The following is a 19,856-nucleotide window of genomic DNA, read 5'->3' on the forward strand; positions in this document are numbered from 1 at the left end:
CTCAGCTGGTTTTGGGCTGGCCGGCGCGGATAACGATGGCAATTCCGCCGAGAATGGCCACCCCGGCCACCACCAGCCGGAGGGTGAGCGGCTCACCCAGCAGCAACACGCCGCCGACCGCCGCGATGACCGGCACGCTGAGCTGAACCGTGGCCGCCGAGGTCGCCTGCAGCAGCGGCAACGCCATGTACCAGATGGCGTAGCCCATGCCCGAGGTGACGGCACCGGACGCCACGGCGTAGATCAGGCCCGGGGCATCCACCTGCACCTGGGAGAGCATCACCAGGCTCAGCGCCAGGGCCAGGGGTACCGAGCGGATAAAGTTTCCGGTGGTGACTGCAGTGGGCTCACCGGCGCCTTTGGCGCGCAGGGAATAAACGCCCCAGGCGATACCGGCGACAATCATCAGCAGCGCGCTTGCCACCGGGGGCGCCGACAATCCCGGCAACAGCAATCCGATCAGCCCGGCGAACGCCACCACAAACCCGGCCCATTGAATGGCGCCAGGCCGGTTGCCCCGCCAGATCCCGATGCCGATCATGGTCGCCTGCACCGCCCCGAACAGAAGCAAAGCCCCCATGGCGGCGGACAGCCCGCCGTAAGCAAAGGAAAACGCCGCGGCGTAGCCGAACAGCGCGAGGGCCGACGGCCAGGAGCCGACCGCCAGCGGCCGGCGGTTGCCGCGCAGCGCGAGGATCAACCAGAGCATCAGCGCTCCGGCGACCAGGCGCACGGAGGTGAACGAGGCCGCATCAATCCCGGTATCGCGCAGTGCAGCGCGGCACAGCAGCGAATTCCCGGCAAACGCGATCATCGCGATGGTGGTGAGCAACAACGGGCGGAGCCGAATCACTGGGTCTGCACCATCTCGTCGGTTACCTGATAGTCACCGCCCAGCCAGCGACAGATTTCACCGGCGCCGGTATGGTCATAGCCCCGATACGCCGCAAGCAGCGCCTGCCTCTTGTCCTCGCCGATACGGTGCAGGCCGGCATCCTGTAGCAGCAGCAAGTCCGCCTGCACCTGATCGGCCAGATCCGCGCCGAGAATTTCGCGCGCGGCGTGACGGAAGGCCTGGCCGTACTGGTAGTCCGGGCCCAGCCGATAGCTCTCTGCCAGGGTAATCGCCGGTATCGCAGTCAGCGTGGGTTGCAGCGCCGGGTTGATGGCATGGCCCGCCAGCCAGGCGGCGTTGTTGGCGGGCCTGCCGGTGAAGCCGCGCAGGTGCAGGTGGCGTGACATGCGATCGCCATCGTTTACCGGGTAGTTGTCCCACAACAGTGGTTTGCGGCCCAGCGCCTTGCCAACCCGTTTCAGGTGGCCCGGCGTGATCTCCCGCGAGCAGACTTCTTCGCCGGTCCAGAAAACCCTGACGGACGGATCGAGCAGCTCGCCAAGGGTGGCCAGGTAGTCGCTTGGACGCTCACCGAACACCCGGTCGAGCACCGGATCGTCGGAATAGTAGCTGGGGCAGATGGACAGCATTTGCGCACCGGAACGTTGGCGTACCCAGTGCACGATGTCCGCCTGACGGGCGGCGAGTTCCGGGGTATCGCTGCGCATGTCGTCAAACAGTATGGCCAGTTCCTGGACGCCAATCTCGTCCAGGAACGCCAGCTTTGCCGCCAGCGCCGAGCGGGCGGCGTCGTTGAAGTCGTTGAACACTTCGAACGGGCTCAGCCCGACGCCGAAGCGCACCCCGTGCTTGCGACAGAAGCGGGCAAAATCCGCTATCTGTACCGCCGTTTCCTGGGGATGGGGTTCGTCCCAGCGCCGGCGCAGAAACGCGTCGGCCTTGGGCGCGTACAGGTAGAACCGGTAGTCGTGGGGCTCCAGCGCCTGCACCAGTTGCTTGCGCTCCTGCCAGCTCCACAGCGGCCCGTAGAATCCCTCAATGATTCCCAGTTCAACACTCATGGCTCCCTCCTGTCAGGCCTAAGGTCCGGGCACGCAACGGCCTTCACCTTAACGTATCTTAAGCCGGCCGCAAGGCAATGGTATAGCTGGCCGGTACAGCAATCCCCGAAAGCAGGCTACTATAGCCTGAACCTACACGGAATCGTGATCATGGCTGAATCCTCACCACGGCTGTCGGCACTGGATGCACTCAGGGGCATTGCCGCCCTCGGCGTTGTGCTGTTTCACTATATCCCCTATTACGACGACCTGTACGGCCACAGCTTCTCGCCCTGGTCCGGGCTGGATTTCGGCCGCTACGGCGTACATCTGTTCTTCATCCTCAGCGGCTTCGTGATCTTCATGACCCTGGAGCGCACCCGCACCGCGGGCTGGTTCGGGCTGGCCCGGGCCTTCCGGTTATTACCGGCACTGTGGGCCGGCATCGCCCTGACGTTTATTGCCGTCCACCTTCTGGGGCCGGCTGATCGGGCGGTCAGTCTCGGCAGCGCGCTGATGAACACCACCCTGCTGCACGAGTATCTGGAATTCCCCCATGTTGACGGCGCCTACTGGAGCCTGGTGATTGAGGCCACGTTCTACTGCTGGATCGCGCTGCTGTTCTACGGCCTGAAAGAATGGCGGCATATCCGCCTGGCCCTGTGGGCGTGGGTGCTGATCAGCTACGCGGGCGTGCTCTGGTGGACAGCGATTCCGGACAACCTCGACTTTCTGGTCAAGGACCTGCTGTTCGTAAAATACGCGCCACTGTTCGTCAGCGGCATGCTGATTTACCGCTGGCACCGCCACGGTCGTCCGGCACGCGGCGACCTGCTGCTGTTGGCGCTGGCTATCGGCCATGCCGTTGTCGCCTACAAAACCCCCTTCAATGTGTTTGTGCTGGGCTGCTACGGCATTTTCGCCCTGGCAGTGGCCGGGTATCTGAATGCGCTGGCCAACCGGCCACTGCTTTGGCTGGGCAGCCTGTCCTATGCGCTGTACCTGGTGCACCAGAACATTGGTTACGGGGTTATTGGCTGGAGTTACACCACCGGGCTGCCAGGCTGGGCCGGCGTGACCCTGGCGCTCGCGACGGCGCTCGCACTGGCCGCGCTGATTCATTACGGCATCGAAAAACCCGCGCTGGCCTGGTTCCGCAGCCTCCGCAACCGCGCCCTCACCCGGCCAGCACCCTTACCGGCGCGCACGCTGCCTTAAACCGGCGAGGCAACTCCCGGAACCTGAACTAGACTTTAGCCAATGCACCGCCCAAACATTGCCTGAGGCACGGGAGCCCTGCCATGGAGATAAAAACCTTTGAAGATCTGATCGACTGGACCCGGCAGATGCACCACCACCTGTCCCGCTCGCTCCACGACTCTGCCGGGCAGGCCACCAACGAACGGGCGGCCGCACTGCTGGATTACCTCTCCAGTCACGAAACCAGGCTGGAACAGGCCATCGAGGAATTCGAGAAGCAGGCCGACCCCAAGGCCATGAAAACGCGGATCTACGATTACCTCAGCCACAAACCCATCGACAGCCGCGCGGCGTCCGATACCCATTATGCGAACCTCGATTTCGACGGTATCGCACGGGAAATCTTCCATTTCCACGACCAGGTGATGGACCTGTACGACTCCCTCATCGGCAAGGCGGAAATTCCCGAAGCCAAGTCGTTGCTGGAAGACCTGCTGGCCCTGGAAGAACATGAAGCCATGCGGCTTTCACGGCAGATCGGACGTATGGACGATGTCTGAACGGGCACTAAGACCTATGTCGTAGACACCCCGGGTTTTCGTTCCGTTTGCTAACAATTGCTGCTACCTTGAACTAGAGTTACAAGTCAGTAATGCCGATCTGGCAATACCCGTCCCACCCTAAAACGACAAAAACCAAAACCAGAGGATAGAAGAGCAATGAAGATCCGTTCTGTTCTTTCCGCAACTGTGCTGGCAGTCGCAACTACCCTTGCCTCCGCACAGGCGCTCGCCCAAGACACCTTTACACTGCGTCTCGCCGAGACCTGGGGGCCCAACTTCCCGATCTTCGGTGACACCACCAAACGGTTTGCCGAGAACGTCGAGAAAATGTCCGACGGCCGGCTGAAAGTCCGCATCGATTCCGCCAACAAACACAAGGCCCCGCTGGGCGTGTTTGATATGGTCAAGGCCGGTCAGTACGACATGGGCCATTCCGCCTCCTACTACTGGAAAGGCAAGGTGCCGGAAACTCTGTTCTTTACCAGCATGCCCTTCGGCATGAACGCCATGGAACAGTATGCCTGGTTCTACCACGGCGGCGGCATGGAGCTGATGCAGGAGGTTTACGAGCCCCACAACATGCTGTCGTTCCCTGGCGGCAACACGGGCGTGCAGATGGGCGGCTGGTTCCGTGAGGAAATCAAATCCCTCGAGGATCTGGAAGGCCTGAAGATGCGTATTCCCGGCTTCGCCGGTGAAGTGTTCGCGGAAGTGGGCGTCAACCCCACCAACATCGCGCCGGGTGAGCTCTACACCGCCTTGGAGCGCAACACCATCGATGCGGTTGAATGGGTAGGACCGGCGCTGGATCTGCGTCTCGGCTTCCAGCAGATCGCTGACTACTACTACACCGGCTGGCACGAGCCTGCCACCGAGCTGCAGTTCCTGGTGAACAAGCGCGTGTGGGAAAAACTGCCGGCGGACCTGCAGGAAATCATGCGGGTGGCCATGCGCACCGCGTCCTACGACATGCTGGTGCATTCCCAGCATGAAAACGCCAAGGCCTGGGCCAACATCAAGGAAGAATATCCGAACGTGCAGATCAAGCAGTTCCCGGATGACATCTTCCAGGCCATGTACGACGCCAACAAGAAGCTGCTGAAGGAGTCCGCCGAGGGCAGCGAGATGGCGGCCAAGATCATTGAATCCCAGGCGAATTACCTGGAGCAGAGCCGCGCCTACACCGACATTTCCGAGCGGGCGTACCTCAACACCATGGCCGAAGTCGAGTAAACTAGCGTTAGTAACAGAGCCGGGATCGCTCAAGCAGTGATCCCGGCTTTGTCGTTTATAGCAACGAAAAATCGCCAGGCCACCTGGCGGAGGAACATCAATGCGGTGGATTATCAAACTGGACGAGGGCCTGGCCCGTCTGTCCAATCTCTGTGGCTGGATTGCCTGTGTTGCCATGATCCTGATGGCGGCCAACGTGTTTTACGATGTGGTAGCCCGCTACGCCTTTAACGACGTTTCAATCGGCATGCAGGAAATGGAATGGCACCTGTACTCGGTGGTTTTCCTGTTCGGCATTCCCTACGCCCTGCGCACCGACGGCCACGTGCGGGTGGACGTGTTCTATGCACGCTGGAGCAACAAAACCAAAGCCTGGATCAACCTGGTGGGCGCCTTCATCTTTGTCATCCCGTTCGCCTATCTGATCGGCACTTACGGCTACGACTTTGCCGTGGACTCCTACAACATGGGCGAAGGCAGCGGCGACCCCGGTGGCCTACCCCATCGCTGGGTGATCAAGGCCGTCATCCCGCTGACCGCCATATTCACCGCCATCGCCGGCCTCAACATGGCCACGTTTGCCGTGCGGGTCATGTCCGGTGAGAAACAGTACGAAGGCGAGCACAGCGCGGGGGGACTGGCATGATCGGTATGATAATGTTCGGCGTTGCCCTCATCATGCTGATGCTGGGCTTCCCGGTGGCGTTCACCTTCGGCGGTGTCGCCCTGTTCTTCGGCGTGTTTGCCGAGGGCATGGATCTGTTTGCCTTCATGCCCTACCGCATCATGAGCGTGATGCAGAATACCGTCTTGATGGCGGTGCCTCTGTTCATCTTCATGGGCGTGGTACTGCAGCGCACCCGGCTGGCGGAGCAGTTGCTCACCTCCATGGGGCGCCTGTTCGGCGGCCTGCCCGGCGGCCTGGCGATTTCCACCATTCTGGTGGGTGCCCTGCTGGCGGCGTCGACCGGTGTGGTCGGGGCGAGCGTGGTGGCCATGGGCCTGATTTCACTGCCGGTGATGCTGGCCCACAAGTACGACAAGCGGCTGGCCACCGGCACTATCTGCGCCTCCGGTACCCTGGGGCAGATCGTGCCGCCGTCCATCATCCTGATCATTCTGGGCGACGTCCTCGGTTTGCCGGTGGGTGACCTGTTCAAGGCCGCCGTATGGCCCGGGGTGATTCTGATCGGCCTGTACATTGCCTACATCCTGATCATGACCCGTTTCAAACCGGAAACCGCTCCGGCCATGCCGGACGACAGTGGCGTCTCCCGCAAGCGGGAGATCTTCGACGCGCTGCTGGCGATCATTCCGCCACTGGCGCTGATTGTGGTGGTGCTCGGCTCCATCTTTACCGGTATCGCCACACCCACCGAGTCTTCGGCACTGGGTGGCGTCGGTGCGGTGGTGCTGGCCATCATCTATCGCCAGTTCTCCTTCAAGATGGTATGGGATGCCTCCAAGGACACCGTCAAGGTCACCGCCATGGTGTTCGCCATCCTGATCGGCGCCACTGCCTTCTCCATGGTGTTCAGCTACACCGGTGGCGACTACCTGCTGGAAGAGTGGTTGCTGCAGCTTCCGGGCGAAAAGTGGGGCTTCATCATCCTGGCCATGCTGGTCATTCTGGTGCTGGGTTTCTTCATCGACTTCGTGGAGATTTCCTTCATCATCGTGCCCATCCTGGCGCCGGTGGCCGAAGCGCTGGGCATCAACATGCTGTGGTTTGCCATCCTCATCGCGATGAACCTGCAAACCAGCTTCCTGACGCCGCCATTCGGGTTCTCGCTATTCTACCTGAAGGGGGTCGCGCCACCGGAGGTGCGAACGACCGACATCTACAGAGGGGTGCTACCGTTCATCCTCCTGCAGATGCTGGTGCTGGCCCTCATCGTCATTTTCCCCGAATGGTTCGGTATGAGTTCCTCCTACTGACCCACCCCGGAAGGCCAGAGCAACTGCTCCGGCCTTCCGCGTTCTGCCCCTCCATGACAAAACCCGATCATTTTCTATACTGATTACACCACCGGTGTTTCTCAGTCGCGAAGTCGGGATACGCCCTGAACGCTGAACCATCACGGATTTGAGGTTTGATCAGACTGTTTGATCAGACTGTTTGATCACCCCGGCAGCCACAGGGAGACAGAACGCATGAACCAGAGCACGGCCCACAAAACAGACACACCCGAACAACCGGCCAGCCCGCAGGCCCATGTGCTGAAACTGCCCATCGAGAACCTTCAGGTTGACCGTGGCCCCCGCTCTTACGAGATCTGGCTGGTGACCAAGCTCATGCGCATGGCCGGTTCGCCGCCGGTGCGATTCAACCTCTGGAACAACAATGTCATCGAGCCGGAGCAGGGCGAGGCCCGCTTTACCATTCACCTGGCCGACCCCAAGGCGCTGCGGTCGCTGGTGGCCAACCCCAACCTGGCGTTCGGCGATCTCTACAGCGCCGGCCGGTTGACCGTGGAAGGCGACCTGGCCGAGCTGATGGAAACCCTCTACCGCAGCGTTCACCGGGCTCGCCAGCGCTGGCCCAGGTGGCTGGATGCGTTGTGGCGCAATCACAACCCGCGCCCCACCGGGGTGTCCGAGGCGCGGGAAAACATTCACCATCACTACGACCTGGGCAATGAGTTCTACCGGCTCTGGCTCGACAACGCCGAGATGCAGTACACCTGTGCCTACTACGAGCGTGAGGATCTCAGCCTGGAGCAGGCACAGCTGGCGAAACTTGAGCATGTTTGTCGCAAACTTCGGCTCAGACCGGGGATGACTGTGGTCGAGGCCGGGTGTGGCTGGGGCGGTCTGGCGCGCTACATGGCCAGACACTATGGTGTGAAGGTACACGCCTACAACATCTCAAAAGAACAGCTGGCCTACGCCCGGGCCGAAGCGGAACGCCAGCAACTCGACCACCTGATCGAGTACGTGGAAGACGACTACCGCAACATTCAGGGCCAGTACGATGCCTTCGTGTCCATCGGCATGCTGGAGCACGTCGGCAAGGAGAACTACCCGGCGCTGGCCGCGCTTATCCGCCGCTCCCTGAAACCCGACGGCATTGCCCTGCTACACAGCATCGGCCGCAACCGACCCATGCTGATGAATGCCTGGATCGAGAAGCGCATCTTTCCCGGTGCTTACCCGCCGAGCATTGGCGAGTTCATGGAGATTTGCGAACTGGGGGATTTCTCGGTGCTGGACGTGGAAAACCTCCGCCTCCACTACGCCCGCACCTTGAGCCATTGGATGGACCGCTTCACTGCCCGGGAAACCGAGGTAACCGCGCTGTATGACCAGCATTTTACCCGTGCCTGGCGTATGTATCTGGCCGGCTCCATAGCCGCGTTCCGCGCCGGTTCCCTGCAGTTATTCCAGGTCGTGTTTACCCACGGCGACAATAACCGGTTGCCCCAGAACCGGCAGCATCTTTACACCTTCCCGGCAGCTCCGGAGGCCTGACCATGGACTACTACGATCTGATCATCGTGGGTGCCGGGCCGGCCGGCTCGACCCTTGCCCACACGCTCCAGGACAGCGGCAAACGGATTCTGCTGATCGACAAACAGACGTTTCCCCGCGACAAGACCTGTGCCGGCTGGGTCACCCCCGCGGTCATCGACAGCCTGGGCATTGATCTTGCCGACTACACCCGCGACCGAACACTGCAGCCCATTCGCCGCTTCCGTATTGGCATGATGGGCCAGAGCCCGGTGGAGAATAACCACGACGAGGTGGTCAGCTACGGCATCCGCCGTTGCGAATTCGACGACTACCTGCTGCGACGGGTCACGTCACCGGTGGTGACGGGCACGGCGGTCAAATCCATCGACCGGGAGAATGGCAACTGGGTCATCAACAACACCTGGGAGGCCCCGCTGCTCGTCGGTGCCGGCGGGCATTTCTGCCCGGTGGCACGCCTGCTGGGCGAGGGACCCGGCGGTCACGAGACGGTGGTGGCGGCAAAAGAGGTGGAATTTGAAATGACGGCGGAACAGTCCCGCACCTGCGCCGCCCGGGGCGACACACCGGAGCTCTGGTTCTGCCGTGACCTCAAGGGCTACGCCTGGGTATTCCGCAAGGGAAACTTTCTGAACATTGGCCTCGGCCGCGAGGACAACCACAAACTGACCAACCACCTCGAGCGCTTCATTGAGGAAATGAAAGCCAGCGGCCGCATACCGGCGGATCTGCCGGGCCGCTTCAAGGGCCACGCCTACCTGCTGTACAACCACGCCGAACGACCGCTGGTGGACGAGGGCGTGATGCTGATCGGGGATTCCGCCGGCCTCGCCTACACCCAGAGTGGCGAGGGCATTCGGCCGGCCATCGAATCGGCCCTCATCGCCGCACGGGTCATTGGGGAGGCCAGTGACTATTCCGCGCAAACACTCCAGAGTTATGGGGAAGCGATTGCCGAACGGTTTGGCAACCGTGCAACCGACGCCGATCAGGGCTGGCAGGTGCCGGACTGGGTCAAGGCGCCACTGGCCAGCACCTTGATGCGATCACACTGGTTTACCCGCAAGGTGGTGACCGAAAAGTGGTTCCTGCACCAGCAGGTGCCGCCCCTGAAAGAAGCAGTTTGACAGGCGCCGCGCTGCCACAAAAAAGACGGCCCTCTCGGGCCGTCTTTCTGACTGTGCGCTCACCGTCCGGGCGTTACTGACCCAGGTAGCTGCGGTACATCCAAACGGTCTTTTCCTGCTGGGAAATGTAATCGCTCATCAGCGCAACCGTGCCTTCGTCATCGGCATCGCCGGCCAGATGAAGCAGCTCGCGCTGCTTGCCGATCAGCTTGGCGAAACTCTCGACGATATTCTCCATCGCCAGCTTGCCGTCTGACACGTCCTTGCGCTCGGGCACTTCGGACTTCTCGATGTAGGTGCTGTAGGCGTGTGCCGGGCGGTGGCCCAGAGTCAGTACCCGCTCGGCAATCTCATCAATTTTCAGCAGCAGGTCGTCGTACAGTTCCTCAAACTTGACGTGCAGCTCGAAGAAGTTGTCGCCCTTGATGTTCCAGTGATAGCCGCGGACGTTCATGTAAAAGATCTGATAGTTCGACAGCAAATCGTTGAGGGCACCGGCCAGCTGTTCAGTCTTGGCGGTGTCCAGACCAATAAAGTTGGTTCCCATCGTGTGTCTCCTTGACAGTTGCTGGATTAAGACTGACCCCAATATAAGCCAGATCCCTGATAACCGTGAAGTTTAGTTGAGCAATACCTGCAATAGCAGCAACCTATCAAAGTGCTGCACACAATTTATTTAACAATGATTATCACTCGCCCCTACTATTGAATCAGATATTCATCGCAAAGGGGTCAGTCATGAGTGCGCTCAAGTTGTTTGTTCACGATCATGGTTCCGAGGGTGACAATTCCCTGCTGAAAACCATCACCTTCGCCCTGACCCATTTTACCGTGGCGTTCACCGTCGCCTACCTCCTGACCGGCGACATCCTCATTGGCAGCCTGATCGCGATGGTGGAGCCGGCGATCAACACCGTCGCCTACTTCTTCCATGAGAAATTCTGGGCCCGCCGGCAGCGCCGCAGCGCTCCGGCCGCTATGCCCCGGGACCGCAGTCCATGCAATGTCTGACCACCTCCGGGCCGATATTGAGGTTGCGATTAAGGTCCCTCAGTGCCGTGCGGACACCTTCCTCGATGACCGGATGGTAAAACGGCATATCCAGCATCTCGCTGACGGTGAGGCGCCGCTGCACCGACCACGCCAGTAAATGGGCGATGTGCTCGGCAGCCGGCCCGAACATTTCCGCTCCCATAAACTGACCGCTGCCTCTCTCACCGTAAACCCGCAGCAGGCCGTGATTCTTGCCGATGACGCGGCTTCGTCCCTGGTCCTCGAAGGAAACTTCCCCCACGGCGAAGCAGCCCTGGCAACGCTCATTCACTTCATCGATGGTCAGCCCCACCGTGGCAATCTGCGGATCGGTGAAGACCACCGCCAGGGGCGTGCGGCGCAGGCCTGCCCGCACGTCCGGAAACCGCCCCGCGTTGTTTCCGGCAATACGGCCCTCATCGGCAGCCTCATGCAGCAGGGGTGCATCGTTGTTCGAATCGCCGGCAATAAAAACGTGGCTGTCGCCACACTGCAGCGTGTAACGGTTAAACAGCGGCGTGCCGCGGTCATCCAGTTCAATGTCGGCATTCTGGATATCCAGATGATCCAGATTGGGACGGCGCCCGGTCGCAGCCAACAGGTAGTCGAAGGTTTCCGTCACTTCCTTGCCAGCCTCTGCGAAGGTCACGGCCACGCCCTGGTCCGTGCGTTCCACCGCCTTGACGTCCGCCTCCGGGTCCAGCGGAAACTCCCGATTGAAGACGCGCAGCGCATACTGCCGCGTTTTGTCCTCGCGGATCGGCCCGACTGAGCCGCCGACACCGAACATACGAATCCGCACCCCCAGACGGCTGAGCGCCTGACCAAGCTCCAGGCCGATTATTCCAGGGCCAAAAACCGCCACCGAGGCAGGCAGATCCTGCCATTCGAAGATATCGTCGTTGACCACCAGGCGATCCTTCGCTTCTTTCAAAAAGCCCGGGATATTAGGACGCGATCCCGTGGCCAGGATGATGCGATCGGCGGTGACTTCCACCTGCTCATCCACGATCAGCCGATGGGCATCGACAAAGCGGGCGTGGCCGGTAAGCCGGTGCTCAGGGGGCATGTCTTCGATGGCCTCCAGCACGAAACTGACAAAGCGGTCCCGCTCACTCCTGACCCGGGCCATGACTGCATGGCCGTCGATGCGGATATCGCCGGGGTGAATCCCGAACTGCGCCCCCTGCTCCATGCTGTGGGCCTGGTCGGCCGCCGCAATCAGCAGCTTGCTGGGCATGCAACCGACCCGGGCGCAGGTGGTGCCGTAGTGGCCGCCTTCAATCAGGACCAGGCTGTCCGTATGTGCCCGCGCGGCGCGATACGCCCCCATGCCGGCGGTTCCTGCGCCGATGATTGCCACGTCAACCCTTCGCTTTTCCATCACAGCCTCTCCTGCCGGTTCACCGATCACTGTCCGTCAGAACAGTATAGCCGGCTCATTTAGTTGCTTATGACACAGGATATTCTGGCTCATCACTTATATCCTTGCGCTGATAGGATTATTCCCGTTTTCTCTATGTACGGATTGGTTCGGAGGAAAATATCGCATGCAACACTACTGGGCCGAGTTCCTGACCGTAGCGCTGGTACACCTGCTGGCCGTCGCCAGCCCGGGACCGGATTTCGCCGTCATGCTGCGCCAGGCCCTGTGCCAGAGCCGCAGGACCGCGCTGCTGACAGCCGCCGGCATCGGCACCGGCATTCTGGTTCACGTGACCTATTCGCTGTTGGGGATCGGCCTGCTGATCCAGCAGTCGCTGCTGCTGTTCAGCGTGCTCAAAGTGGTGGGGGCGCTTTATCTCACCTGGATTGCGATTCAGTGCCTGCGCGCCAGGGCCGGCGGCGTCCAAGTGGACACCGGCAATGCACCCCATCAAGGTGCCCTGGCCGCCTTCCGTCTGGGCTTTCTGACCAACACCCTCAACCCCAAGGCCACGCTGTTCTTCGTGTCGCTGTTTTCGGTTGTCATCAGCCCGGGCACGCCCGTCGCTCTGCAAGCAGGCTACGGTGTGTACATGGCACTCGCCACCGGGCTGTGGTTTGCTCTGGTGGCCACGTTCTTCACCCTGCCGCGGGTACGCCGCGGGTTCAACCGCTTCGGCCACTGGCTGGACCGGCTGATGGGTGGCGTTCTGCTGCTACTCGCCGGGCAGCTATTGCTCTCTACAGTGAGCGGATCAGAGCCTCCGTCTGCGCCCAACCCAGACAGGGATCGGTAATGGAGCAGCCGTAGGTCAGCTCGGCGCCATCGTCCTGCCGCCCCGGCTCAAGGAAGCTTTCCAGCATCAGCCCACGAATACGGTGGTTGCCCGCAGCCTTCTGGGCCATGACGTCGCGGGCGATACCCAACTGACGTTCAGCCTGCTTGCAGGCGTTGTCGTGACTGCAATCCACCATGATCGCCTCGCACACTCCGGCGGCAGACAGCGCCGTCGCCGCCCGCCCGATACTTTCGGCGTCGTAGTTGGTGACTCCGCGCCCGCCCCGGAGCACCAGATGGGTGTCGGGATTGCCGGCGGTGGTGATCATCGCTGGTGCGCCGTGGCGGGACACGCCCATGTGATGGTGCGGGTGCGCCGCGGATTTCATGGCGTTGATCGCCACCGCCACGCCGCCATCGGTGCCATTCTTGAACCCTACCGGCATCGGCAGGCCGCTGACCAGTTCCCGGTGCACCTGGGACTCGGTGGTACGGGCGCCAATGGCCGTCCAACTGATCAGATCCCCGAGGTAATCCATGGCAAAGGGGCTCAACGCCTCGGTGGCCAGCGGGAGGCCCGATTCCGCCAGATTCAGCAGTAACCGGCGTGAACGCACCAGGCCTTCCGCCAGATTGCCGCTACCGGTGCGATCCGGATCGTACAACAACCCTTTCCAGCCCACGGTGGTTCTTGGCTTTTCCAGGTACGCCCGCATTACGATCAGGAAACGGTCACTGACCGTTCGCGCCAGGGCACTGAGCCTGTCAGCGTATTCCAGCGCAGCCACTTCATCGTGAATTGAACAGGGGCCAATCACCAACAGCGTGCGTGGGTCATCGCCACTGAGTACCCGGCGGATCTCTTCACGGTGACGAAGAATCTGGCGCTCCACCCCGGCAGCAACGGGCAGGCTGGCTCTCAGCTCTGAAGCCGACGGCAGTATGTCTTCGCTGCGTCGGGCCGCGGTGGTTGCGGTGTTGCCGGAGCTTTCACCCAGTGTATCTACGTTCAGTGGCATGTTCATTTCGGTGGTCCGTTTCCCTGTGTCAGAATCAAAAAAGCCCCGGCTGGGCTACCAGTCGGGGCTTTTTGAGTCCGGTGGCAGCCTGGGTTCCTGCCGGGCTGCCTTCCTCGTTATTCGGTCGATGAAGATCTTATGGGCGGCCCGGGCTCTGGCTAAAATAGCCATAACCAAACCACCAGAAAAACACAGCAGCGACCGCAGCCATCGGTTTCGCACCGAAAGCTTGCAGAACATTCAATTGACAGGTCGCGTGTGTAGTCTTCATGCTTTTCAATATATACCCCGGCTTTTCGGCTTTGCAACCCGTAAACCCGATTTTTACGGATCTTATCCCTGTGAGCGCCATGACCTCCAAGCCCGTTTGCCGCCAGTTCGCCCCGCTTCCAGCGCTGTTCGCTGCCTGCCTGATGGCGTGGTGTGCGACCCTGGCCGCGGCCGCGGAAACCCGCAGCTACCAGCTCAGCAACCGTGCGGCGTCCGATGTGGCCGCTCAGGTTCGTGACCTGTATGGCGCTGATCAGATCAACATCACCGCCCGCGGTCAGCAGATGATCATCCGCGGCGAGCCGGACATGCTGGACGAGATTGGCACACTGGTAGAGACCCTTGATGTGGCGCCGGTGCAGATGCGCATCACGGTGCGCTCACGCAACAACCTGGACGCCAGCAGCGGCGGTGGCGGGGTGACCATCCGCAACGGCCAGGCCGGCGCCAGTGTTGAACGCAGGGTGATCACCACGCGCCGCAACCAGGAGCGCACGCTGATGGTTCAGGACGGGCAGTCAGCCCATATCAGCTCCGGCCAGGTACGTACGGTGCCGATCGCTATCCGCGGCGGCCGCAACCCGGCTGCCATACTGGGCCAGGTCGAGACCCGCAGTGGCTTTCTGGTCAGTCCGCAGGCTATCTCGGACGACGCCATCGAATTGAACATCGTCTCCTTTGAGGAGGACCCGGACAGCGGCGTTCCCGGGTACGAAACCGAGGCGCTGATGACCATTCGGCGGGTTCAGCCCGGCGAATGGGTGGAGCTGGGCAGCACCCGCAGCCGCCAGGCCGGTAGCCAATCCGGCATCACTTATCAGGTGGGCGGCAGTGAGCGGGAAAACCAGACCTTCGAAGTCAAAGTGGAACTGCTCTGACCCTCTCAGGCCGCCCCGCGGCGGGCGGCTAACAGGGTGGCTTTCGCTTCGTTGACCTTGGCCGCCAGGTAGTCGTTGCCGCCCCGGTCCGGATGCAGTTTCTGCATCAGCCGTCGGTGCGCCAGCACCACCTCATGATCCGGGCAGTCCACCGAAACTCCGAGGATGTCGCAGGCTTCCGCCACCGTCATCGGGCCCGCTGGGTCAGAAGTCGCGCTATCAGAAGAAGTGCCACGCTGTTGACTGTAGAGCCGGTTGAACAGTGGCGCCATCTTCAGTAGCGCCGGCAGCTTGCGCAACAGCGGGATCAACCCGGCCACCGCGGCCGTGAGAAAATGCACCCGCCCGGTCAACACCAGAAACAGCAGCACAGCGCCACCGGCCACCAGCACCAGCTTCCAGGTCGCCGCTTTTTTGCCTTGGGTGGACAAGGCTCCCCAGCGTTTGAGAATGACAAACATGGCAGCCGCGAGGGCGAGTCCCAGTATCCACTGCATCGTGTAATCCCTTACGGTCTGCGGACCGTATTTCAGCTATTGCGGCGGTGACAGCACACCCGCCTTTTGTGTAGGATGCTATTCTATAATTCCGTGTTAAGAATCAATCACAAACTCTGTTCCCTCTCCGGATAAAGGCAGTTAATCGGCGGCGCGGTGGCCACGTCGGTAACGGACTTTCCGATGAAATTTATACCCAGGACTGAACTATGCGCACAGCCTCCCGTTTCCTGATCGTCATTCTGTTTCTCGGTGTCGTGCTCGGCGGCATTTTCGGCTACAAATTCTACCAGTTTGGTCAGATGAAGGAGCAGCTTTCCCAGCCCCAGCCCCCGGCACAGATCTCGAGCACCCGGGCACGGGCGGAGCAGTGGACGCCGGCGATCAAGGCGGTGGGCAGCGTGGAAGCGGTTAACGGCATCGAAATCGCCAACGAGGTGCCCGGGGTAGTTGAAACCATCGGCTTTGAGTCGGGAGACATCGTCAAGGCTGGCGACGTACTGCTTCGCCTCGATGCCGGCATTGACGAGGCGGCGCTGCGCACCCGTCGGGCCGAGGCCCAGCTGGCGGAACAGGAGTTCAAGCGTGTTTCTGACCTGCTGCCCAAGCGCGCCGTGTCCCAGTCCCAGTTCGACGAAGCCAAGGCCAACTTCGACGCAGCCCGCGCCCGGGTCAACGAAGCCGAGGCCCTGCTCAGCAAGAAAGTCATCCGTGCCCCGTTCGACGGCACCCTTGGCCTGCGCATGGCCGACCAGGGTGAATACCTGCCCACCGGCACCCCGATTGTCGAAATCAACATGCTCGATCCTATCTACGTGGACTATACCCTGTCCGAAAAGGACCTGCCGAGGGTAGCCACCGGGTATGACGTGCAGGTGACGGTGGCCGCCGTTCCGGACCAGAACTTCAGCGGCCAGGTCAGCGCCATCAATACTTCGGTCAACCCGGAAACGCGCACAGTACGTATCCGCGCCACCGTTGCAAACCCTGACAATGCTCTGCGTCCGGGCATGTTTGCCACCATACAGACAAAGCAACCCGACGATCGTAAGGTGGTGACCGTGCCGCGAACCGCCATTTCCTACAATACCTATGGCGACTTCGTGTTCGTGGTCGAAGAAAACGAGGACGGCGAACTGGTGGTGAACCGTCGCTCGGTGGAATCCGGCGACGTGCGCGACGGCCGTGTTGCTATCGAGAATGGCCTGAGTGAAGGCGAGGAAGTGGTCGCCAAAGGCCTGCTGCGACTCCGCGCCGGGCAACGGGTGGAGGTTCAGGACAGCGGCGATGAGTCGGCGGAGGCGTCTGAATAATGCGCTTCACCGACATATTCATCCAGCGCCCCGTCCTTGCGACGGTGGTCAGCCTGCTGATTCTGCTGCTCGGCGCCCGCGCCGCCATGGAAATGGAAATCCGGCAATACCCGGAACTGGAAAGCACCACGGTGACAGTCACCACCGCCTACCCGGGCGCCAGTTCGGATCTGGTCAAGGGCTTTATTACCACGCCGCTGCAACAGGCCATCGCCGAAGCCAGTGGTATCGACTACCTGACGTCCACCAGCTCCCAGGGTCAGTCCACCATCGAAGCCAAGATGGAGCTGAACTACGATGCCAACGCCGCGCTGGCAGAGATCCAGGCCAAGGTGGCCAGCCAGCGCAACGTGTTGCCGGCCGACTCCCAGGACCCGGTCATCACCTCAACGACTGGCGACTCCACCGCCCTGATGTACATTGCCTTCTACAGCAATGAGCTGAAAGTGCCGCAGATCACCGATTATCTGACCCGTGTGGTGCAACCCAAGCTGCAGGCACTGCCCGGTGTCGGCAAGGCAGAACTGCTGGGGCGCAAGTTTGCCCTGCGGGCCTGGCTTGATCCCGAGCGCCTGTCCGCCGTCGATATGACGCCGCAGGAAGTGGTGCAGGTGCTGTTGCAGAACAACTATCAGGCGGCGGTTGGCAACACCGAAGGCCAGTACACCAAGATCAGCATGACCAGCGACACCGACGTCGGCGATCCGGAGCAGTTCCGGGAGCTGGTCATCAAGGAGTCGAACGGCTCACTGATCCGCCTGGAGGACATCGCCCGGGTGGAGCTCGGTTCAGAAACCTACGATCAGCTCGCACTGTACAAGGGCCAGCCCGCCACCTACGTCGCCATTGAGCTGTCACCAGGCGCCAACCCGCTGACGGTCGCGAAACTGGTGAAGGACGAGCTGCCGGGCATCGAGGAGCAGCTGCCGGCCGGCCTGGACGTACGGTTGGCCTACGACGCTTCTGACTTCATCGACAACTCCATCAACGAAGTCATCCAGACGTTACTCGAAGCCATCATCATCGTACTGGTGGTGGTTTTCCTCTGCCTTGGTTCCGTGCGGGCGGCGGTGGTGCCGTCGGTCGCGGTGCCGCTGTCACTGGTCGGCGGCGCGTTTGTCATGCTGATGATGGGCTTCTCCCTGAACCTGCTGACGCTGCTGTCCATGGTGCTGGCCATCGGGCTGGTGGTGGATGACGCCATCATCATGGTGGAGAACGTGCACCGCCACATCGAGCAGGGCGAATCCCGGTTTGATGCTGCCATTAACGGCGCCCGCGAGATGGCCGTGCCCATTATTGCCATGACCACCACACTGGTGGCGGTCTACGCCCCCATCGGCTTCATGGGGGGACTGGTGGGCTCGCTGTTTACCGAGTTTGCCTTCACCCTCGCCGGCACGGTGGTGATCTCCGGCATTGTCGCCCTTACCCTGTCACCGATGCTGTCCGGCAAGATTCTCAAACCCCATGGCAATCCCGGGCGCTTTGAACAGCTGGTGGAACGGTCCTTCGGCGGCCTCGCCAATGGTTACAAGCGCGCGCTGAGTGCGCTGATGGACACCAAGTCGGTGGTCATCTTCTTTGCCCTGGTGGTGCTGGCGTCCATCTACTTCATGGTGATGATGAGCCAGAACGAACTGGCCCCCACCGAGGATCAGGGCATCCTGTTTTACCAGGGGCTGGCGCCACAGACCGCCACCCTGGACTACCTGCAGGAGCACGGTGAGGAAGTCCTCGAGCACATGGAAACCGTTCCCGGTTACAACGAGGACTTCATGATTCTTGGCATTACGGCGCCCAATGCGGTCTTTGGCGGCTTCAAGATGAAACCCTGGGGCGACCGCGAGATCAGCCAGTTCGAGGTGCAGCCACTGCTTGATAAAGAGCTGAAGAAAATCACCGGCCTGCAGACTGCAGTGTTCCCGCGGCCCTCGCTGCCCGGCTCCGGCGGCGGGCTGCCGTTCCAGTTCGTGATCACCACCGGCGCCGACTACGATCGCCTGAACGAAGTGGCGGACGAAATGCTGGGCAAGGCGATGGGCAGCGGTAACTTCATGTTCCTGCAGAAATCGATCGACTTTGATCGTCCGGTCACCCGTATCCGCGTCGACCGCGACCGGGTGGCGGACCTGGGGCTGTCCATGCAGGATGTCGGGCAGGCCATGTCGAGCATGCTGGGCGGCGGCTACATCAACCGCTTCAGCATGGAAGGCCGCTCTTATCAGGTCATCCCTCAGGTGGAGCAGGAATTCCGCATGACCGCGGCTGACCTCAACGAGTATTACATTCGTGCCGACAACGGTGAACTGGTGCCACTGGGCAGCGTGGTCAGCTTCGAGCACGATGTGGAACCGTCCCAGCGCACCCAGTTCAACCAGCTCAACTCGCTGACACTGCAGGGCGTGGTCATGCCCGGTGTGACCGTGGGCGACGCCATGGCGTTCATGGAATCGACTGCGGCCGATGTATTTCCCCAGGGCTTCACCTCGGATTACACCGGTGAATCGCGACAGTTCGCCAATCAGGGCAGCGCACTGGTGGTGACCTTCTTCCTGTCGTTGCTGGTGATCTACCTGGTGCTGGCCGCCCAGTTCGAAAGCTGGCGCGATCCGTTCATCATCCTGGTGTCGGTACCCATGTCGGTGGCCGGCGCCATGGCCTTCATCGTGCTGGGCTTCGCCACCATGAACATCTATACCCAGGTGGGCCTGATCACGTTGATCGGGGTGGTGTCGAAAAACGGGATTCTGATCGTGGAATTCGCCAACGCGCTGCAGGTGGACAAGGGTCTGAACAAACGCGATGCGGTGATCGAAGCGGCGGCCATTCGTCTGCGGCCGATCATCATGACCTCGCTGGCGCTGATCTTCGCCATGGTGCCGCTGCTGATTGCCATCGGCCCGGGCGCGGAAAGCCGCTTCGCCATCGGGCTGACCATCAGCGCCGGCCTCGGTATCGGCACCCTGTTCACCGTCTTCGTTCTGCCGGCGTTCTACATTCTGCTGGCCCGTGACCACCACGGCTCAGCACAGAGCGAATACGGCGAAGACGCCACCACGCCCGCCTGATCACCCGGCCGGGGATTGTCGCCGACCTCATTCCAAGGCCGGCGACAATCCTGTAGGCTGCAAATTCCCTGTCCACGAAACGT

18 protein-coding genes are annotated in these 19,856 nt (G+C 61.4%); 12 read left to right on the forward strand and 6 right to left on the reverse strand.

Going from position 1 to position 19,856, the window contains the following annotated elements; translation table 11 throughout:
• Position 1: 1 nt before the first annotated feature.
• Together DYI22_RS07295 and DYI22_RS07300 are read right to left on the reverse strand one after the other, a co-directional pair.
• On the reverse strand, positions 2-814 hold the full coding sequence (locus DYI22_RS07295; RefSeq protein WP_213477633.1) for a DMT family transporter: 813 nt from the start codon (positions 812-814) through the stop codon (positions 2-4).
• A gap of 35 nt (positions 815-849) precedes the next feature.
• Positions 850-1,917, reverse strand: coding sequence for a beta-N-acetylglucosaminidase domain-containing protein (locus tag DYI22_RS07300; protein ID WP_213477404.1), 1,068 nt, complete (start codon positions 1,915-1,917; stop codon positions 850-852).
• Between the two features lie 150 nt (positions 1,918-2,067).
• Between DYI22_RS07300 and DYI22_RS07305 the strand changes: the two genes are divergently transcribed.
• From DYI22_RS07305 to DYI22_RS07335, 7 genes are all read left to right on the forward strand, one after another.
• Entirely contained in the window at positions 2,068-3,114 is a 1,047-nt protein-coding gene (locus tag DYI22_RS07305; RefSeq protein ID WP_213477405.1) for an acyltransferase family protein, read from the forward strand.
• Positions 3,115-3,197: 83 nt separating this feature from the next.
• Entirely contained in the window at positions 3,198-3,656 is a 459-nt protein-coding gene (locus DYI22_RS07310) for an ATPase (protein ID WP_213477406.1), read from the forward strand.
• A gap of 159 nt (positions 3,657-3,815) precedes the next feature.
• Complete coding sequence (locus tag DYI22_RS07315; protein WP_213477407.1) at positions 3,816-4,892, forward strand: TRAP transporter substrate-binding protein; 1,077 nt, start codon at positions 3,816-3,818, stop codon at positions 4,890-4,892.
• A 100-nt stretch (positions 4,893-4,992) separates the two neighbouring features.
• A complete protein-coding gene (locus DYI22_RS07320) occupies positions 4,993-5,538 on the forward strand; it encodes a TRAP transporter small permease subunit (RefSeq protein ID WP_213477408.1) in 546 nt (181 codons plus the stop codon).
• Positions 5,535-6,830 carry a TRAP transporter large permease gene (locus DYI22_RS07325; RefSeq protein ID WP_213477409.1) on the forward strand — a complete coding sequence of 432 codons (1,296 nt, stop codon included), beginning with the start codon at positions 5,535-5,537 and terminating at the stop codon, positions 6,828-6,830. Before DYI22_RS07320 ends, DYI22_RS07325 begins: the two co-directional genes overlap by 4 nt.
• Positions 6,831-7,046: 216 nt before the next feature.
• Positions 7,047-8,363, forward strand: coding sequence for an SAM-dependent methyltransferase (locus DYI22_RS07330; protein WP_213477410.1), 1,317 nt, complete (start codon positions 7,047-7,049; stop codon positions 8,361-8,363).
• A 2-nt stretch (positions 8,364-8,365) separates the two neighbouring features.
• Positions 8,366-9,490 (forward strand): NAD(P)/FAD-dependent oxidoreductase, encoded by a 1,125-nt coding sequence (locus DYI22_RS07335; protein ID WP_213477411.1) that lies wholly within the window; start codon positions 8,366-8,368, stop codon positions 9,488-9,490.
• Positions 9,491-9,563: 73 nt separating this feature from the next.
• Here the strand turns inward: DYI22_RS07335 and DYI22_RS07340 are convergent, their stop codons facing one another.
• Positions 9,564-10,037: a Dps family protein gene (locus tag DYI22_RS07340; protein ID WP_213477412.1), complete on the reverse strand. Its 474-nt coding sequence runs from the start codon at positions 10,035-10,037 to the stop codon at positions 9,564-9,566.
• A 191-nt stretch (positions 10,038-10,228) separates the two neighbouring features.
• Here DYI22_RS07340 and DYI22_RS07345 point away from each other — a divergent pair, with 191 nt between their 5' ends.
• Positions 10,229-10,501: a DUF2061 domain-containing protein gene (locus tag DYI22_RS07345; protein ID WP_213477413.1), complete on the forward strand. Its 273-nt coding sequence runs from the start codon at positions 10,229-10,231 to the stop codon at positions 10,499-10,501.
• On the opposite strand, the gene DYI22_RS07350 is transcribed toward DYI22_RS07345, so the two are convergent.
• On the reverse strand, positions 10,467-11,906 hold the full coding sequence (locus tag DYI22_RS07350; protein WP_213477414.1) for a dihydrolipoyl dehydrogenase: 1,440 nt from the start codon (positions 11,904-11,906) through the stop codon (positions 10,467-10,469). The genes DYI22_RS07345 and DYI22_RS07350 overlap by 35 nt on opposite strands.
• A 166-nt stretch (positions 11,907-12,072) precedes the next feature.
• Between DYI22_RS07350 and DYI22_RS07355 the strand changes: the two genes are divergently transcribed.
• A complete protein-coding gene (locus DYI22_RS07355) occupies positions 12,073-12,744 on the forward strand; it encodes a LysE family translocator (RefSeq protein ID WP_213477415.1) in 672 nt (223 codons plus the stop codon).
• Here the strand turns inward: DYI22_RS07355 and DYI22_RS07360 are convergent.
• Positions 12,689-13,750: a 3-deoxy-7-phosphoheptulonate synthase gene (locus DYI22_RS07360; protein ID WP_213477416.1), complete on the reverse strand. Its 1,062-nt coding sequence runs from the start codon at positions 13,748-13,750 to the stop codon at positions 12,689-12,691. The genes DYI22_RS07355 and DYI22_RS07360 overlap by 56 nt on opposite strands.
• 344 nt (positions 13,751-14,094) lie before the next feature.
• On the opposite strand from DYI22_RS07360, the gene DYI22_RS07365 reads away from it, so the two are divergent.
• Positions 14,095-14,892, forward strand: coding sequence for a secretin N-terminal domain-containing protein (locus tag DYI22_RS07365; protein WP_213477634.1), 798 nt, complete (start codon positions 14,095-14,097; stop codon positions 14,890-14,892).
• A gap of 5 nt (positions 14,893-14,897) precedes the next feature.
• Here DYI22_RS07365 and DYI22_RS07370 read toward each other — a convergent pair whose 3' ends face one another.
• The gene (locus tag DYI22_RS07370) at positions 14,898-15,389 is read right to left on the reverse strand and encodes a molecular chaperone DnaJ (RefSeq protein ID WP_213477417.1); all 492 of its coding nucleotides are present in this window, start codon (positions 15,387-15,389) and stop codon (positions 14,898-14,900) included.
• Positions 15,390-15,598: 209 nt separating this feature from the next.
• Between DYI22_RS07370 and DYI22_RS07375 the strand changes: the two genes are divergently transcribed.
• Both DYI22_RS07375 and DYI22_RS07380 read left to right on the forward strand, forming a co-directional pair.
• On the forward strand, positions 15,599-16,702 hold the full coding sequence (locus DYI22_RS07375; protein WP_213477418.1) for an efflux RND transporter periplasmic adaptor subunit: 1,104 nt from the start codon (positions 15,599-15,601) through the stop codon (positions 16,700-16,702).
• The gene (locus DYI22_RS07380) at positions 16,702-19,773 is read left to right on the forward strand and encodes an efflux RND transporter permease subunit (protein ID WP_213477419.1); all 3,072 of its coding nucleotides are present in this window, start codon (positions 16,702-16,704) and stop codon (positions 19,771-19,773) included. The genes DYI22_RS07375 and DYI22_RS07380 overlap by 1 nt, the downstream gene beginning before the upstream one ends.
• Positions 19,774-19,856 lie beyond the last annotated feature (83 nt).

Origin of the sequence: Marinobacter lipolyticus, from assembly GCF_018424605.1 — a bacterium.
Classification (GTDB): domain Bacteria; phylum Pseudomonadota; class Gammaproteobacteria; order Pseudomonadales; family Oleiphilaceae; genus Marinobacter; species Marinobacter lipolyticus_B.

Excerpts from the sequence above, each read along its gene's own strand:
- DYI22_RS07295 (WP_213477633.1), bottom strand. The coding sequence starts at position 814 with ATGATCGCGTTTGCCGGGAATTCGCTGCTGTGCCGCGCTGCACTGCGC.
- DYI22_RS07300 (WP_213477404.1), bottom strand. The coding sequence starts at position 1,917 with ATGAGTGTTGAACTGGGAATCATTGAGGGATTCTACGGGCCGCTGTGG.
- DYI22_RS07305 (WP_213477405.1), top strand. The coding sequence starts at position 2,068 with ATGGCTGAATCCTCACCACGGCTGTCGGCACTGGATGCACTCAGGGGC.
- DYI22_RS07310 (WP_213477406.1), top strand. The coding sequence starts at position 3,198 with ATGGAGATAAAAACCTTTGAAGATCTGATCGACTGGACCCGGCAGATG.
- DYI22_RS07315 (WP_213477407.1), top strand. The coding sequence starts at position 3,816 with ATGAAGATCCGTTCTGTTCTTTCCGCAACTGTGCTGGCAGTCGCAACT.
- DYI22_RS07320 (WP_213477408.1), top strand. The coding sequence starts at position 4,993 with ATGCGGTGGATTATCAAACTGGACGAGGGCCTGGCCCGTCTGTCCAAT.
- DYI22_RS07325 (WP_213477409.1), top strand. The coding sequence starts at position 5,535 with ATGATCGGTATGATAATGTTCGGCGTTGCCCTCATCATGCTGATGCTG.
- DYI22_RS07330 (WP_213477410.1), top strand. The coding sequence starts at position 7,047 with ATGAACCAGAGCACGGCCCACAAAACAGACACACCCGAACAACCGGCC.
- DYI22_RS07335 (WP_213477411.1), top strand. The coding sequence starts at position 8,366 with ATGGACTACTACGATCTGATCATCGTGGGTGCCGGGCCGGCCGGCTCG.
- DYI22_RS07340 (WP_213477412.1), bottom strand. The coding sequence starts at position 10,037 with ATGGGAACCAACTTTATTGGTCTGGACACCGCCAAGACTGAACAGCTG.
- DYI22_RS07345 (WP_213477413.1), top strand. The coding sequence starts at position 10,229 with ATGAGTGCGCTCAAGTTGTTTGTTCACGATCATGGTTCCGAGGGTGAC.
- DYI22_RS07350 (WP_213477414.1), bottom strand. The coding sequence starts at position 11,906 with ATGGAAAAGCGAAGGGTTGACGTGGCAATCATCGGCGCAGGAACCGCC.
- DYI22_RS07355 (WP_213477415.1), top strand. The coding sequence starts at position 12,073 with ATGCAACACTACTGGGCCGAGTTCCTGACCGTAGCGCTGGTACACCTG.
- DYI22_RS07360 (WP_213477416.1), bottom strand. The coding sequence starts at position 13,750 with ATGAACATGCCACTGAACGTAGATACACTGGGTGAAAGCTCCGGCAAC.
- DYI22_RS07365 (WP_213477634.1), top strand. The coding sequence starts at position 14,095 with ATGACCTCCAAGCCCGTTTGCCGCCAGTTCGCCCCGCTTCCAGCGCTG.
- DYI22_RS07370 (WP_213477417.1), bottom strand. The coding sequence starts at position 15,389 with ATGCAGTGGATACTGGGACTCGCCCTCGCGGCTGCCATGTTTGTCATT.
- DYI22_RS07375 (WP_213477418.1), top strand. The coding sequence starts at position 15,599 with ATGCGCACAGCCTCCCGTTTCCTGATCGTCATTCTGTTTCTCGGTGTC.
- DYI22_RS07380 (WP_213477419.1), top strand. The coding sequence starts at position 16,702 with ATGCGCTTCACCGACATATTCATCCAGCGCCCCGTCCTTGCGACGGTG.